Source organism: Streptomyces roseochromogenus subsp. oscitans DS 12.976 (assembly GCF_000497445.1).
GTDB classification, from domain to species: Bacteria; Actinomycetota; Actinomycetes; order Streptomycetales; family Streptomycetaceae; genus Streptomyces; species Streptomyces oscitans.
In genome coordinates, this window is sequence record NZ_CM002285.1 from 8,397,095 (window position 1) to 8,413,159 (window position 16,065).

Below are 16,065 nucleotides of genomic sequence, written 5' to 3' on the forward strand. Positions count from 1 at the left end.
GGAGCGGAGGGGACGATGAGCGGGTCACCGAAGTACAGCAGCGTCCGTGTGGGTGCGATGTATGCCCAGCGGGAGGCGGCGGAGCGCCGTCGCCGGGCCGAGGAGCGCCGGGCCAGGGAACGCAGGCGGGCCGCCGAGCGGGCGCGGCTGGCCCAGGAGGCGGCTGCCCGCCGGGAACGCGCGCGTGCCGAGACGGAGCGGCGCCGTGCCGAAGTCGCACGAAAAGAGGCCGAGTTGGCGGCCCGGCGGACGGCCGAGCGCGGCGCCCGGCTGGCCCGTGCGCGGGCGGAGCAGAACCGGGCCGACGAGCGCGGTCTGGAGGAGGTGCGGGAGCTGATCGCCGAGGCCCAGCGGTCCGGGGCGCGGGCCGACGTCGGTTCCCTGGAGAGGCGGTTGGCCGACCTGCGGGAGCGGGCCGCCCGTGGGGAACAGCTCGGGGACGCGGTGGAGGAACTGCGCGGCCGGGTCGTGAGCCTGCGCTCGACAGCAGGGGGGAACTTTACGGACGACCCCTCCGCCGTCCTGGCCGGTCTGGAGCGCCGGTTCTCCGCCACCGGCACGGACGGCGCCACCCTCGACGCGGACGGCCATCGGCGCTGCACCGACCTGCTCGACCAGCTGCGCGCGGCCGCCGCCCCGGGCCGGCAGGTCCGTTTCGAAGCCCTGCTCGGCACGGTCGAACACGCCCTGGCCCGGCATGCTGCGAAGGTCGCCGAGGCCCGAGAAGCCGCTGAGCGGACGGCACTCGCGGAACAGGAGCGGGAGGCGGCCGAGGCGGCGGAGCGCGAGCGCGCCGAGGCAGCGCAGGCGGCCCTGGAGCTGGCCCTCGTGGAGGCCGCCGAGCGGCTCGACGTCGTACGGCCGGCGGCCGAGGGCGTGGTGGACACCGCCGCCGATCTCGGCGACCCCGGGCTCGCCGACGAGATCGGGGACCACCTGTGCGCCGTCACCCAGGCGCTGACCGGGCGCTCGGCGGCCGAGGCACTGAAGGCGGTCGCCGATCTGGAAGGGCGGCTCCCCGACGCCGAACGCCGGCTGGACGAGCTGGAGCTGGCCTACCAGCGACGCCGGGACCTGGTGGAGGCGCTCCGGGACGCCATGACCGGCGAGGGGTTCGCCTTCGAGGGCGGTGAGGACCAGGGCGGCAGCTTCCGGCTGCACTTCACGCGGCCGACCGGGGCGACGTACGAGACCACGGTCACCACCGAGGACGACGGCACGCCCGTCCTCGTCTACCGCGTGGCGGGCGAGCCGGACGTGACGCTGTACGCCCCGCAGGACGAGGCGGTGTGCGACACCACCGAGGCGCTGCTGGAGCGGGTGCACGGGGCGCTGGGCGGCGACGACGGCTTCGTCCCGGGTGAGCTCGGCTGGGACGGCAAACCGCCGGGCCGGCGCGCCAAGCCGCTGCCGCACGAGACCTCCTGGAGGTGGACGACCCCGTGAGCACGGTCGGCTTCGCCAAGGGCGAGGACGGTACGGGACCCGTCACCGCCGACGGCATGATGCCCCTGTGGGCGGTCTCGCTCGGCTGGGAGCTGCGGCGCGGCCGTCAGGTGATCATCAACGGGCAGATCCGGGACCGCTGGTGGTTCGAGGACCGGCCCGCCTCCTTCCGGGAGGTGGTCGCCGGGGTGCTGGAAGTGCGCGGCGCCGACGTGGTGGGCTGGTGGGACCCGGTGGCCGGGCTCACCTTCCCGCTGCCGGGCCACGCGGAGCGCTTCGCCCGGCTGGAGACGGACCGGCCCCGCACAGCCACCGGCAGCGGTGACCGGGGCACACCCGCGGACGACCGGCGTCAGGATGACCGGCGTCAGGACGACCGACAGCGAGCCAACCCGCGCAGCCGGCGCGGCATCGAACGCGAGCGGGACCGGTCGAGCCTGCTCTCCCCTCGCTCAGCCGGCCCCCCGCGCGCCTTCGACGACGTGGTCGCCACCGTGCACCGACTCGCCGCCTCCCCCGACGCGGCCACGGCCTTCGTCTTCCAGGACATCGACCACCACCTCCCGCCCGGCCAGCCGGAATCGAGCGCCGGCTACCTCCGGCTGCGCGCCGCGATGACGGACGCCGTGACCCCCCGCGAGGCCCTGGCGGGCCACCGCCCGCACGCCCGCAACGCCGTCCTGTGCGCGGTGGGCGACGTCGGCCGGCTGCCCGGCTGGTTCCACCTGGAGGACCCCCGGATCGCCACGCTGCACGTCGGCCCACCGGACCCGAGCGAGCGCCGCCTGTGGCTGACCTGGCTGCGCGGCGACTTCAACGGCGCCCCGGACGCCACGCGCCACGACATCGAGGCCCTGGTCGGTGCCACCGACGGCATGTCCGGCTGGGACATCGACGCGCTCGCCCGGACCTCGTGGCTGCGCGACGTGCCGCTGCGGAAACCGGACAAGCTCCTGGAACTGCACCGGCTCAACGTGAGCGTCGACCCGTGGACCCAGCTGGACCGGGAGACCGTCGCCGGCGCGGCCGACGTACTGGGCGCCCGGGTGGTAGGCCAGTCCAAGGCCGTAGACGCGGTGGCCGCCGCGCTCCAGGCGGCCTTCGTGGGCGTCGACTTCGGCGGCTCCGGCACCGCCCGCCCCCGGGGCGCGTTCTTCTTCGTCGGCCCGACCGGCGTCGGCAAGACCGAACTCGCCAAGGCCGTCGCCGAGTTGATGTTCGGCGACCAGAGTGCGTACGCCCGCTTCGACATGAGCGAGTACCAGCAGGAACACGCGGCCGAGCGGCTCGCGGGCGCACCGCCTGGCTACATCGGCCACGAGCAGGGCGGCGAGCTGACCCGACGGGTCCAGGAACGGCCGTTCAGCGTCCTCCTCTTCGACGAGATCGAAAAGGCGCACCCGCGGGTACTGGACAAGTTCCTCCAGATCCTGGAGGACGGCCGCCTCACCGACGGCCGCGGCCAGACCGCGTACTTCTCCCAGTGCCTGATCATCTTCACCTCCAACACGGGCGCGGAGGCGGTCCAGAGTCTGCTGTCCGGAGGCGACTCCGAAGGCGGCGAAGAAGTGCCGTACTCCGCCCTGGAGGCACACTTCACCCGGGCCGTGGAGGAGAAATTCCGGGCGATCGGCCGGCCGGAGATCTACGGTCGGCTCAAGCCGGGCGTGGTCGTCTTCGACATGCTGCGCCGCGAGCACATCGTGAAGATCGCCGACCGGCTGCTGGGCCAGCTCACCGAGTCCGTCCGCGAACGCCACCAGGTCGAGCTGGTCCCCGACACGGACACCCTGCACCCCTGGATCACCGAGCGGATGAGCGACCCGGAGCACCAGGCATACGGCGGCCGCCAGATCCGCAACGAACTGGAACGGCTGCGGGAGGCCGTGGTCGCCCGGTTCCTGGCCCAGCGCCCGACCCCGGGCAGCCGGATCCGGCTCGGCATCGACGCCGACGGCACGCCGTGGGCCAGGACCGAGGAAGGGAACGGCTGACACATGCTCGGTATCGCCATCGGCCACCGCATCGCCCGCATCGGCCGCATCGACGCGGAAGGCCGCCCGGCCGTGACGGTGACGGACCTGGCCGGAACGGAGACAGCCACCGACCGCGACGCCGCACTGACCGCGCTCCTCGCCGAAGCCACAGGTGAGGAGGCAATGCTCGGCCTGCCCGCCTCCGCCGGCCGCGATGCCGAGGCCCGCCTCCGCCGCGCCGCCGAGGACGCCGGCCTCCGCGTCAACAGAGTCGTCCCGGAACCGGTCGCGGTGGCCCTGCACTACGGCGCGATCGACGAGGGCGTACACCGTACGGTCCTGGTGGTCGACCAGGCCGCGGCCACGGTGGACCTGACGGTCCTCGCCATCACCCCGGACCTGACGGTACGAGTCGTCACCACGCGCACCGAACAACTGGCCGACGACCACGCCCGCACGGCGATAGCCCGGGAACTGACCCAGGCGACCCTTGACTCCGTACTCCTCTCCGGCGACCTGTACACAACGCCCGCCCACCGCACGGACATCGAGAACCTCGCCGAGGCTCAGGGCCTGACGGTCCGCTGCACAACCCCCGAACTGGCCGTCGTACACGGTCTCCTGCTCCTGGAAGACTTCGGGCTCCTCCGCATCACCTTCGGCCCGGCACCGACGGTGACCCACTTTCCCCCTCCGCTGGAGGACCCGGAACCGCACGCCTGGTCCACTCCCGTGGAGGACCCAGAACCAGAAAGCGCCCCGAAGGGGCGCGGGGCCGAGACATATGCGGCTCCGCCGCGTGGGCGCGAGGAACCCCCACCGGCCCGCAGCGAACCCCCCACCGCCACCACCCCACCCCTCCCCACCCCCGAACCAGAACCCGAAACACAACCCCAACCCCAACCCCAGACACACCCGCAACCGGCCCACACCCTCCACGCCGTCCCCGTAACCCAACTCCAAGCCATCCGCCGGGACGACCACCTCCTCGTCCTCTGGGCCTGGCCCGACTCCGCCCTCACCGCCCGCGTCCGCTGGCGCTGCGAAGACGCGGCAGCGACCCGCCCCCGCGAGGGCGACATCCGCTGGCAGCGCCGGGTCTACGAACACGACGGCGGCCTGGACCTCCCCGTCGGCCGAGGCGCGGTCACGCTCACCGTCGAGGCCCTGGTCCCCGACGCCACCGTCGACACGGAGGGCGCCGCCTCCCTGCGCATCCCGGCCGAACCCCCCATCGTCGAGTACGAACCGTCCCTGCGCCGCCGCCTCACCGGCGCCCGCGTCGCGACCGTCACCTTCACCGCCCGGACCGGCTGCGACCTCCCCGCCCTCCGGATCGTCCACGGCCTCGGCCGCTACCGCCCCACCAGCACGGCCGAGGGCACCGTCCTCCACGAGGTCCCCGCCCAGCGCCTCCCCGCCGGCACCCCCCTCACCGTGGAGTTCCCCTTCCCCAGCACCCGAGGCTCCTCCTGGCTCGTCTGCTTCCCGGCGGACGGCCCGGACTCCGGCCCCGGCTCCGACCCAGACTCCTGCCAAGACCGCGACATCGACATCCGCCCCACGGCGCTGCACCGGCTGCGAGTGACCTGAATGGCCAGACGACTCACCTGCCCCTACTGCTACGAGACCTTCGCCCCGCGTGAGATCCGGTTCCGCTGCAACAGCCGGCTCAGCCGCACCCGCAAGCAGTGCGAGCGCCGCCGCGACCCGGTCCTCGACGAACGCTTCGGCCGGCGCCCCAGCCACGACGTGGGCCCGGACTTCGCCGCCGACGGCCGCAAGTCGACGGCGGTGTGCCCGGACTGTGACGGCGAGACGACGTACCGCATCTGCCCGGTCTGCCACGTCGAACTGCCGGTGCAGTTCGGCATGGTGGAGAACCGGCTGATCGCGATGGTCGGCGCGAGATCCTCCGGCAAGACGATCTACATGACCGTGCTGCTGCACGAGATGCGCAACCAGGTCGGCGAGGCCTACGGCGCCTCGCTGATGGGCCTGGACGACACCACCATGCGCCGCTACAGCTCGGAGTACGAGGACCGGCTCTACCGCGACCGGCAGATGTTCCCGCCCACACAGACCGCGACGACCAACGCCAATCGGGTGGAACCACTGGTGTTCAGGTTCGGGCTGCGCCGCAAGGGGCTGTTCGGGGAGCGGCCGCAGCACAGCGTGCTGTCGTTCTTCGACACGGCGGGCGAGGACTTCAACAGCAGGGAGAGCGTGGAGCTCAACACCCGCTACCTGACCAACGCGGACGGCATCATCCTGTTGCTGGACCCGCTGCAGATGCCGGGCGCCCGGGACAACGCGGCACCCGGCACGGCGCTGCCCGGCCTGGACGGCATCGACCCGCCGATCAACGTACTGAGCCGGGTGAGCGGCATGCTGCTGGCCGCGAAGGGCGGCAAGGCAGCGAAGGCCGACACCCCGATCGCGGTGGTCTTCTCCAAGATGGACGCCTTCTGGCATCTGATGGAGAACGGCAGCCCGCTGCGGTCACACGCACCCGCGCGCGGCCGTTTCGACGTCGGCGACAGCCTCAGCGTCCACGAGGAGGTCCGTCAGCTGCTCAAGGAATGGGACGGCGTGCCCATCGACCAGTCCCTGGAGAACACCTTCGCCCGCTACCGCTACTTCGGTGTCTCCGCGCTGGGCCGCAGCGCCACACCGGAGGCCCGTGTCGCCGACACCGGCATCCAGCCCTACCGGGTCGCGGATCCGCTGCTGTGGCTGCTGAGCGAGTTCGGTGCGGTGCCGAAGGCGGGCCGCGGATGACAAGGGGGACGAGCAGCGGAATGAGGAGCTTCCAGCAGCTCTACTACACCTCCTGCGAGCACGGGCTCAGCGGTTCCTCCGGCTTCCAGTTCAACGCGGTCAGCGAGCGGGTCTCGGCCGAGACCCGGCACCGGGTGGAGGGCCTGGCCGGGTATGAACCACCGCGCTCCCTGGTCGAGTCGGACACCCCCGAGCTGCTGGCCCGCTGCCCGGTGAACCTCTGCCACACCCCGGGCCGGCCGGGCGGCGCCACCACGCTGTGCGTGCGGTATGTCGGCCGGGACTCGGCGCGCCGCTTCGGCAACTACTTCGCCCACGCCCTGTACACCGAGGGCGAGTTCACCCCGGACAGCGGCGAGCCGCTAGCGATCGAGCTGTGGGACTCCCCGCTGTGGACCGCACGAGTCGCCGGCACGACCGAGATCCCGGAGCTGCCCGCGCCCCTGCCACGCGGCCCGCTGTCCCCTCGCTCGGCGCGCGCCTTCCTGCGTGCGCACCCGCACGCCGAGCAGCTTCCGGCCTTGCTGGCGGCGGTGTTCACGGCGCTCGCGGAGGACGGCTCGGTCGTGGTGATCGACGATACGACCGACCGGATCGCCCACTGGTTCGCGACCGTCTCCTACCTCCTGCCACCCCCGCTGGCCCGCACTCTTTCCTTCGCCACCTACCTCTTCCGCCCCACCCGCAGCCGGCTGCACCTCATCGGTACGGTGCCCGAGGCCCACCCCGAGTTCGGCCCCGACGACGAGGAGTCGTACACCGTCTTCGACTTCTCCGCGGGCCGCTTCCCCGAGGTGGTGCCCACCCACCATCTGGTACGGCTGCTGACCCGGATCGGGGTCGGGTCGATCCGCTCGGTGTGGTCCTGGACGGCCGAGTACACACACGGCCAGGAGTGGGCGCTGGGCGACTGGCACGCCCCGGTGGCGGCGGCCGCGGCGGCGGGGGGCATCGAGCTGACCGACGCCGACGTCCGCGCGGTGATCGACTGGCTGCCCGGCGCCGGTCATCTCGGACCGCGCCGGGCGGCGGTGGCGGCGGACATCCACCACAAGCACCGGGACCTGAACGACGACCAGCTCGCGGCGCTGAGCGCGGCCGCCCAGGCGGGCGGCGACGTGGCGCTGCACCAGGAACTGGAGGGCAAGCTCCACCAGTCCCGCATCCGCGCCTATGTGACCGGCACGGAGAACGCGCCGGGCCCTGTGCCGATCACCCATCCAGCCGAGAAGGAGCGGGCCACCGCCCTGTGGCAGCGGCTGCTCGGCGAGGCCGCCACCAGCCGTCAGCGGGTACGGCTGCTGCTGTGGGCGGTGGGTGCGCGGCTCGCCCCGCCGCCGGAGCTGCTCGCGGCCCAGAGCCTGGATCTGGCCCGCGCCCTGCTCGGTTCCTCCGGCGCGGGCCCCGGCCTGCGCGAGGACGTCGCCCAACTCGTCTACACACTGAGGGAGTTCAGGGCCGCGCTGGCGACGGCGGTGCACGAGGTGCTGGACGAGCGGGGCGGGGGTCAGGAGCAGCTGTTCGCCCAGTTCCCGGCCCAGTTGCTGAGCGAGCGGGACCTCGATGAGCGGCCCCGCCTCCTTGAGCACTACTGGCGGGCGCAGGCCGAGCGGGAGCCCGCCCGCACGGTCGAGCTGCTGTTCAGGATCCTTCAGGTGCGCGGCCTGGCCACGCCGGACGCGGAGCTCCTGCGCGGGCTGTGGCGGCAGCCGTCACCGGTCTGGACGTATGAGGAGGCGACCGCGATCGCCCGCGGGCTGCCGTCGGACCAGCCGGTGGCCGAGGTGGTCGCCGAGTGGTTCGACCGCGCGATGAAACAGGAGGTCAGGGACGAGCAGGGCCTAAGGGACTGCCTGGTGCTGTGCGACACACTGACCGCACCCGGCCGCTACGCCTGGCTGCGGGCGGTCACCCAGGAGTGCGTGCGGACCATCCTCCGGCTGGACGCGGCCCTGCGCGAGGCCACCGAGGCCACAGCGCTCGCCCGCGCGTTCCGGATCCCGCAGATCGACGCCTGGGCGGCACCCCGCGCACTGAAGCACTACCGGCTGCTCCCCGCCATGCTCCGGCTGCCCGCCGACCCGGCCCGGCTGCGCACGGAGATCGGGGAGTTCGGCTTCTCCCTGGCCGACGGCTATCTGCGCGCCGTACACCGGGCCGCGCTGACCTCGGGCCGTGTCGACGAGGTGCTGTTGAGTCATGTCACAGGGGTGATCGCAGTCAACGGCGAACGGGTCGCACTGCCGCAGGCGCACCTGGAGATCGTCGAGGCGCTGCGCCTGCACACCGCCCACCACTGGCGGTCCGAGGACCTGGACCGCCTGGCCCGCGCGCTCCGCCCCTATGACACACGGCTCGCCGACGACTATCAGGAGTACGCCGAAGACCGCCTGGGCCGCGTGAAGAAGTGGACCCGCAAGCGCGCCCAGCGGCGGTCCCCGGACGGCCCCCGACCGGAAGAGGGGTGAGCCATTCGATGGACGACATCCTGCTCTTCGTCATCATCCCCGCGGTCTACCTGGCCCTGCTCCTGGTCTACCTGGTCTTCGCCCCGGCGATCGCGGTCCTGCGCGGGGCCGCCCTGGTCAGTGAACTGCTTTGGCGTTACGGCCAGTTGCTCAACGGCGTGTTGCGCCTGCGCACCCCCGAGTTCGTGACCATCCCGCCGTACCGCCCCGCCGACGAACTGGCCCACCGCAACTACTTCTTCGGCCCCGCCACCCGCGACCTGCGCCAACTCCTCACTCAGGGCTGGCGTTTGTATGTCCGCACGGTCAACGACGCCTACCGCCGGGTGACCGCCCGCCAGTTCACCGCCCCCTCCATGCACCGGTCCGTCTCTGTCCCGTACGGCCTGACCCTCTACCTGGGCCTCGGCGTCGGCGCCGCCGCCGCGGTACCGGTGCTGGGCCTGCTCCTCGGCGTGCAGGCGCTCGGCGTGGCTCTGCTGACGGCCGGTGCCCGGCTCACCGCGCTCACCCTGCGGGCCGCCGACCGCACGGTGATGATCCTGCGCGGGCTGCCCCGGGGCATGCTGTGCCCGAGCTGCTTCGAACGCGTCCCCTATCCGGCATACGACTGCCCCCGCGCGACCTGCCGACGCCGGCACGCCGACATCCGCCCGGGCACCTTCGGCCTCTTCCGGCGCCGGTGCGCCTGCGGCGAGCGGATACCGACCCTGCTGATGCTGATGAGCAGGGACGCCCGGCTGAGCGGCTTCTGCGTGCACGAACACTGCGGCAAGCCGATGAACCCGGACGCCGGGCACATGCCCGAGCTGATCCTGCCGCTGATCGGCGGCCGGGCCGCGGGCAAGACGCAGCTGATGGCGGCGATGGTGAAGTCACTGGAGAACACGGCGGAGAACGGCGGGCCGGCGATCCGGCTCGCGGACCCCGAGTCGCGTGCCAACCAGCGGGTGCTGAACGAGGTCCTGGAGATCCAGGGCCACACCCGTCCCACCCAGAAGACCTTGCCCCGAGCCCATTCGTTCGTGCTCGGCAGCGGCCGCGCCGAGCGGCTGGTGCATGTCTTCGACACAGCCGGCGAGCGGTTCGTCAACCGGGAGGAGACCGACGCGCTGCGCTATGCCCGGGAGGCCCGCACCTTTGTGTTCGTCCTCGACCCGATGGCCGTCGACGCGTTCTGGACCCGCCTCGACCCGGCGGGCCCGAAGGTCGACCGCACGCTGGGCTCGACGGTCGACCCGGAGGACGTGTTCGCGCGCTCGCTCCAGACCGTACGCACGATGGGCACCCGCCTCGACAAGGCCCGGCTCGCCGTCGCCGTCACCAAGAGGGACCTTCTGGCAGGCCGGCCGGGCCTGCTGCCCGACCGCCCGGACGACAGCGATACAGCTCGGGAGTGGCTGTGTGAGCGGCTGGGGTTGCGGAATCTGGTGAAGACGATGGATTTGGAGTTCGGTGAGGTGCGGTTTTTCTGCACGGCGGCGGTAGCGGATCAGGAGGGGCGGGTGGACCCGAGTATTGCGGCTTTCGTTGAGTGGTGTCTGCGCGAGTGAGCGTTCCCCCCGGCCACCTCGTCGCGCATGTGGATGAGGTGTGGAGATCGCCCGAGCCGACGGATGAAAACCGATGAAAGTCCTGAGGGCCGCGTGACGTGGGGCTCTGAATGTGGCTTTACTGGGAGTTACCCATGGACCATCGCTCGGACCAGGCGTGGCGGGGATCAGGGTAACGGGAGGACTGTCGATGGCTTACGCCAAGGGGTACGACGTGTCCGACTTCCAGTCGGGCATACCGGGGGACGCAGGCTTCGCTTTCATCAAGGCCACCGAGGGCGCGCACACCGAACAGAGCGGCTACAAGCAGAAGTTGGCCGAGGCTCGACGCCGCAAACTGGTGGTCGGGCACTACCACTTCCTGCACGCGGAGAACGCGGTCGCGGACGAGGTGGACCACTTCTGCCGGGTCGTCGGCCATGTGCCGCAGGGCGAGTTGCTGGCACTGGACTTCGAACCGTACGGCCAGAACGTGAGTGACGCGCACGCGACCCAGGTGAAGAACCAGTGGCTGGCGGCGGTGAAGCGGCACTACCCGGACAACCTGGTCGGCCTCTACGTCGACCGCGACTACTGGTTCCGGACCGATGACAACGCGGGTGACTTCCTCTGGATAGCGGACTACGTCACACCGGGCGCGCCCAGGATCCGGGCTCCGTGGAAGTTCCATCAGTACACCGACCGGCCGATGGACGTCGATGTGTACCACGGCACGATGCGGGAGCTGAGGGAGTGGGCGGGCGCCGCGGCGGCGAAGCCGTCCCCTGCGCCACGGCCGCACCCTCAGCCCACACCGCACCCGCGGCCCGCGCCGCATCCGGGGCCCCAACAGCCATGGAAAGGCCTGCAGTTGGTTTCGCGCGCCGAATGGGGCGCCCGCCCCTGGCGGGAGCCGAACGGGTCGATCCCGTACCACGAGCCGCGCAAGGGTGTGAAGATCCACTACCTGGGCACGCCGTACACGTTCGGCCCGCACTCCACCTGCGCGGCCTATGTGCGCCGCATCCAGGACGGGCACATGGACTTCGACAAGTGGTCCGACATCGGCTACAGCTTCGTGGTCTGCGAGCACGGTGTGGTCTACGAAGGCCGCGGGCTGCAGCGGCGCAACAGCGCCAACGGGAACGTGCCGCTCAACGAGGCACACTACGCGGTCTGCGCATTGGTCGGCGCTTCCGGATCCACCACGCCCACCTGGGACCAGCTCAACGGCCTTCGGGACGCGATCGAGTACTGCCAGAAGCATGGACCGGCCGGTCCGGAGATCAAGGGCCATCGGGACGGGTACGCCACCGACTGTCCTGGGCCGGTGCTCTACGCGTGGGTGCGCGAAGGGGCGCCGCGGCCGTCGGGCTCGGGCACCAGCCCCAAGCCTGAGCCCAAGCCACAGCCCAAGCCTCAGCCCGAGCAGCCGGTACGCCGCCAAGTCACCCTCGGTGGGCTGCGATACGGCTTCGGCGCCAACGGCATGCACGTCACCGCAGTCGGCCGGGCGCTGGTCGCCGCCGGGTTCGGCAAGCACTACCACGACGGCCCTGGCCCCGAGTGGACGGACGCGGACACCCTCAACTACGCCGACTACCAACGCAGTCAGGGCTTCTCCGGCGCTGACGCCGACGGCGTGCCCGGTGAGCGTTCGCTGCGCTCCCTGTTGCACGGGGCGATACCGCTCGCCACGGTCGCGCACACCAAGGTGGTCGACTCGGCACGGCACGACCCGGGCGCTCCGCAGGGCGCGACCAGCAACCCGGACGACGTCCTCACGATCGAACTAGCCCTGGCCGACGAGGGGCTGCTCGATCGCAGGTGGGTCGACGGCTCCTTCGGCACCAAGACCGTTGCCGCCTACTCACAGCTCCAGAAGCGCTACGGCTACACCGGGATGATGGCCGACGGCATCCCCGGCAAGGACTCGCTGACCAGGCTCGGCCATGCGCACGGCTTCGCCGTCGAGTGACCTTCCGCCGCAACGGACTGAGGAACCGTCATGTATCAGATAGCTATTTCCCTTTGGCGTACCTTCGTGCCCTACCTGGTGGCCTTCGTCGTGCTGCAGGCCGCGCGGCTGGGCATCCATCTGAACAACGCCACCGTGAACTCCGCTCTCACCACCGGCTTCGGCACGGTCTACTACGCGGTCTTCCGTGTGCTGGAGCACCGCTACGGCGCCCGCTGGGGCTGGTTCCTGGGAGCGGCCAAGCCGCCGGCCTACGCGCTCGCGGGAACTCCCGCCACCGGCACTCACGCGATCGACTACACCAGGCTTCCCGAGGGCGGCTGACATCAGCTCAAGTCCCCTATAAACGATGGACAGTTGTGAAGGCGGTTGGGGTGAAGCGTGCAGATCTCCGTCTCCGGCCGGGAATGACCAGTACTGACCGGATGCGGTCCTTGACTGGTACGTAACCGCACCGTGAGACTCATCCTGCGTTCAGGCACCAGGGACTTCATGTGTAACCAGCGCAACACCTCGCGGTACAGGTGCCGCAGGGGCTGCGACGGGGGAATCAGGTAACGGCCGCACCGGGCCTCTCCCGGTGCTCGCAAGTCGTGACTCCGCACGCATTCGACGGCGACGACAGCGCGCTGCGCGCCGTCGGCCGGTTCGCGTGCGTCTTCCTCCTTCTTCGTGTCCCCGGGTGCGACAAGGGAATGGAGGGGGAATTGACGACGACACCGACCTATCCCGGGGTCTATATCGAGGAGCTGCCCAGCAGCGTCCGCACGATCGGCACCGTGACGACCTCGGTCACCGCCTTTGTCGGCCGCACCCGGCGGGGACCCGTCGACCGGCCTGTGACCATCACCAGCTTCGCCGACTACGAGCGGCAGTTCGGTGGCCTGGACCCGCAGAGCCCGGTCAGCTACTCCGTGCAGCAGTTCTTCGTCAACGGCGGCACCGTCGCCGTCATCGTCCGCGCGGTGGCGGCCGGCACGGGCAAGTCGGCGACGGTGACGCTGCACTCGACCGAGAGCAGCACCGAAACCCCGGTCCTGGAGGTCACCGCCGAGCAGCCAGGTGCCTGGGGTGCGGGCCTGCGGCTCTCCGTGGACTACGACACCACCGCTCCGGAGAGCACCTTCAACCTCCGGGTCTTCGACATCACCGGCGGTGTCAGCGAGTTCTTCTCCGGGCTGTCGCCCAAGGCCGGCGACCCCAACTTCGCCGAGACCGCGGTCAACGGCGGTTCCGACGCCATCAGGGTGAAGGTCCTCGCCGAGCAGCGCCCGGACCCGGTGGGCACCGTGTCCAAGCCCTTCGCGGCCACCCTGCCCGACCTCACCCGGCAGATCGAGGTCAAGATCGGGACGGCCCAGCGGACCTTCCGTATCTACGACGCCGAGCAGGACGGCAAGGCCCCGGTCACCGTCACCGACCTCGCCCTGCTGCTGGAGCGCAAGCTGCGCGCGCTGCCGGACGCACCGGGCCGGCGGGTCTTCGCCGGGACGACCGTCACCGCCTTCGGCAACCGCCTGCAGATCGTGGCCGGTTCCAACGATCCCGCCGACACGGTGCGCTTCGTCGGCGAGGCCGCCAACAACCTCGGCCTGGAGTCAGGCGTCAACCCGCCGGTCTTCGCGCTCGCGGGCGGCGAGGACGGGGGAGCACCCGGCCCGACCGACCTGATCGGCAGTGAGCCGGAGAAGAGCGGCATCCAGGCGCTGCGTGACGTCCAGGACGTCAACCTGCTGGTTCTGCCCGAGATTTCCGCCTACCCGAACATCGAGGACCAGCTCACCGTACTTTCGGCGGCGCAGGCGCTCGCCGAGGAGAAGCGGCTCTTCGTCATCGCCGATGCTCCGCAGACCTGGTCGAGCGTGGACGCGGCGCGGGCCGGTCTGTCCGCGTTCGACCCGGTGCGCAGTAACCATTCGGCGCTGTATTTCCCGCAGCTGGAACTCATCGACCCGCTCACCGGCCGGCTGCGCTCTTTCCCGCCGTCCGGCACCATCGCCGGGGTCTACGCCCGGACCGACGCCGCCCGAGGGGTGTGGAAGGCGCCGGCCGGGACGGAGACCCCGCTCTCCGGGGTACGGGCGCTGGGCGTCAAGCTCACCGACAAGGAGAACGGGCTGCTCAACCCGCTGGGGCTGAACTGCGCGCGGAGCTTCCCGGTGGTCGGCCCGGTGGTGTGGGGCGCTCGGACGCTGGCGGGAGCGGACGCGCTGCAGTCCGAGTGGAAGTACATACCGGTGCGGCGGCTGGCGCTGTTCATCGAGGAGAGCCTCTACCGCGGGCTGCGGTGGGTGGTCTTCGAGCCGAACGACGAGCGGCTGTGGTCGCAGATCCGGCTCAATGTCGAGGCCTTCCTGCAGAAGCTCTTCCAGCAGGGGGCGTTCCAGGGGACGACTCCGCGCGCGTCGTACTTCGTCAAGTGCGACAGCTCGACCACCACGCAGGCGGACATCGACCGCGGAGTGGTCAACGTGCTGGTCGGCTTCGCTCCCGTGAAGCCCGCGGAGTTCGTGGTCGTCCAGATCGAGCAGATGGCCGGGCAGTTCGAGGCCTAGGTTCAGGGGTTAGGAAGCAGCTTTCATGGCCGAGTTCACCATCAACCCGCAACGATTCGACCCCTACAAGAACTTCAAGTTCCTGGTGGTCTGGGACGGTCGGGTGGTCGCGGGCATCAGCAAGATCAGCCCGCTGAAGCGGACCACCGAGGTGGTCAAGCACCGCAACGGCGGCGATCCCAGCTCGCCGCGGAAGTCCCCGGGCCGCACCGAGTTCGAGGCGATCACCCTGGAGCGCGGGGTCACCCACGACCCGGAGTTCGACCGCTGGGCCAACAAGGTCTGGCAGGTCGGCGCCGGTCCGGGCGCCGAGGTCTCGCTCGCCGACTTCCGCAAGGACCTGGTCATCCAGGTGCTCAACGAGGCCGGCCAGGTGGCCGTCGCGCACAAGGTGTTCCGGGCCTGGCCGAGCGAGTACCAGGTGCTCGGCGAGATGGACGCCAACGCCAACGCGGTCGCCATCCAGAGCCTCAAGCTGGAGTGCGAAGGCTGGGACCGGGACTGGTCGGTCCCGGAACCGCAGGAGCCGTCGTACACCAATCCCGCGTAGCCGACAGTGAGTCCGGAAGGTACAGCCGGCGCATCGGTCGGTGCGGCCGCCCTGCTGGCCGTCTGGGAGTCGGGGCTGGCCGCGGGGTACGCCAAGCGCGCCCTGCTGCTGCACTCCGCCGCCCGGCCGGCGGCGGGCACCGAGGAGCTGCTGTCCGTCCCGGTAGGGCGTCGTGACGCCGATCTGTTCGCGCTGCGGCGTGAACTCTTCGGAGAGCGGCTGGAGGTGCGCGTGACGTGCCGTCAGTGCGGCGGGGAGATGGAGTTCACGCTCGGCGTGCAGGACGTGATCGGCGCCGGGGCCGCCGAGGTCGCGGACGGACCGCTGGCCGTCGAGGCCGACGGCTGGACGGTGCGGTTCCGGCTGCCGACGGCCGGGGATCTGGCCGCGGTCGAGGCGTCACCTGTTGTGGAGGCCGGTGCCGAACTCGTCGCCCGCTGCGTGCTGCACGCCGAACGTTCCGGAACCGAGGTGGCGGCCGACGCACTGCCCGAGCACGTGCGGCAGCGCGTCGCCCAGGCCGCGGCCGAGGCCGACCCGGGAGCCGACGTCCGGCTCAACCTGACCTGCCCGGACTGCGGTCACGCGGCCACCGCCGAACTGGACATCGGCTCGTACCTGTGGGCCGAACTGGACGCCTGGGCGCGGGGCACGCTGCAGGATGTCCATCTGCTCGCCGGCCACTACGGATGGAGCGAGTCCGAGGTCCTGGCGCTCAGCCCGCTGCGGCGCCGCTACTACCTGGAGCTGTGTGCGGATGCCTGACCACTTCGACCGCC

11 protein-coding genes are annotated in these 16,065 nt (G+C 71.3%); all 11 read left to right on the forward strand.

The features are described from left to right. Positions 1 to 1,446, forward strand: a 1,446-nt coding sequence (locus M878_RS86025) for a hypothetical protein (RefSeq protein ID WP_245238286.1), incomplete at its 5' end; no start/stop codon positions are given. After that, the gene (locus tag M878_RS86030) at positions 1,443 to 3,440 is read left to right on the forward strand and encodes an AAA family ATPase (protein ID WP_031226835.1); all 1,998 of its coding nucleotides are present in this window, start codon (positions 1,443 to 1,445) and stop codon (positions 3,438 to 3,440) included. The genes M878_RS86025 and M878_RS86030, both read left to right, overlap by 4 nt. A 3-nt stretch (positions 3,441 to 3,443) precedes the next feature. Beyond that, positions 3,444 to 5,015 (forward strand): Hsp70 family protein, encoded by a 1,572-nt coding sequence (locus tag M878_RS86035; protein WP_023552700.1) that lies wholly within the window; start codon positions 3,444 to 3,446, stop codon positions 5,013 to 5,015. Further along, positions 5,016 to 6,203, forward strand: a complete 1,188-nt coding sequence (locus M878_RS86040) for a TRAFAC clade GTPase domain-containing protein (RefSeq protein WP_023552701.1) — start codon at positions 5,016 to 5,018, stop codon at positions 6,201 to 6,203. It begins immediately after the preceding gene. A 20-nt stretch (positions 6,204 to 6,223) separates the two neighbouring features. Then, positions 6,224 to 8,671: a GTPase-associated protein 1-related protein gene (locus M878_RS86045; RefSeq protein WP_023552702.1), complete on the forward strand. Its 2,448-nt coding sequence runs from the start codon at positions 6,224 to 6,226 to the stop codon at positions 8,669 to 8,671. An 8-nt stretch (positions 8,672 to 8,679) separates the two neighbouring features. After that, on the forward strand, positions 8,680 to 10,224 hold the full coding sequence (locus M878_RS86050; protein ID WP_023552703.1) for a TRAFAC clade GTPase domain-containing protein: 1,545 nt from the start codon (positions 8,680 to 8,682) through the stop codon (positions 10,222 to 10,224). 190 nt (positions 10,225 to 10,414) lie between these two features. Further along, positions 10,415 to 12,181: a peptidoglycan-binding protein gene (locus M878_RS92560; protein ID WP_023552704.1), complete on the forward strand. Its 1,767-nt coding sequence runs from the start codon at positions 10,415 to 10,417 to the stop codon at positions 12,179 to 12,181. A gap of 30 nt (positions 12,182 to 12,211) precedes the next feature. Beyond that, positions 12,212 to 12,505: a hypothetical protein gene (locus tag M878_RS86060; RefSeq protein ID WP_031226837.1), complete on the forward strand. Its 294-nt coding sequence runs from the start codon at positions 12,212 to 12,214 to the stop codon at positions 12,503 to 12,505. Between the two features lie 371 nt (positions 12,506 to 12,876). Then, positions 12,877 to 14,736 (forward strand): phage tail sheath C-terminal domain-containing protein, encoded by a 1,860-nt coding sequence (locus M878_RS86065; protein ID WP_031226839.1) that lies wholly within the window; start codon positions 12,877 to 12,879, stop codon positions 14,734 to 14,736. Positions 14,737 to 14,761: 25 nt separating this feature from the next. Beyond that, positions 14,762 to 15,286 (forward strand): phage tail protein, encoded by a 525-nt coding sequence (locus tag M878_RS86070; protein WP_023552707.1) that lies wholly within the window; start codon positions 14,762 to 14,764, stop codon positions 15,284 to 15,286. A 6-nt stretch (positions 15,287 to 15,292) separates the two neighbouring features. Next, complete coding sequence (locus M878_RS86075) at positions 15,293 to 16,051, forward strand: T4 family baseplate hub assembly chaperone (protein ID WP_023552708.1); 759 nt, start codon at positions 15,293 to 15,295, stop codon at positions 16,049 to 16,051. Positions 16,052 to 16,065: the final 14 nt, after the last annotated feature.

Coding starts and splice junctions, on each gene's coding strand:
- M878_RS86035 (WP_023552700.1), top strand. CDS start 3,444: ATGCTCGGTATCGCCATCGGCCACCGCATCGCCCGCATCGGCCGCATC.
- M878_RS86050 (WP_023552703.1), top strand. CDS start 8,680: ATGGACGACATCCTGCTCTTCGTCATCATCCCCGCGGTCTACCTGGCC.
- M878_RS92560 (WP_023552704.1), top strand. CDS start 10,415: ATGGCTTACGCCAAGGGGTACGACGTGTCCGACTTCCAGTCGGGCATA.
- M878_RS86060 (WP_031226837.1), top strand. CDS start 12,212: ATGTATCAGATAGCTATTTCCCTTTGGCGTACCTTCGTGCCCTACCTG.
- M878_RS86065 (WP_031226839.1), top strand. CDS start 12,877: ATGGAGGGGGAATTGACGACGACACCGACCTATCCCGGGGTCTATATC.
- M878_RS86040 (WP_023552701.1), top strand. CDS start 5,016: ATGGCCAGACGACTCACCTGCCCCTACTGCTACGAGACCTTCGCCCCG.
- M878_RS86070 (WP_023552707.1), top strand. CDS start 14,762: ATGGCCGAGTTCACCATCAACCCGCAACGATTCGACCCCTACAAGAAC.
- M878_RS86045 (WP_023552702.1), top strand. CDS start 6,224: ATGAGGAGCTTCCAGCAGCTCTACTACACCTCCTGCGAGCACGGGCTC.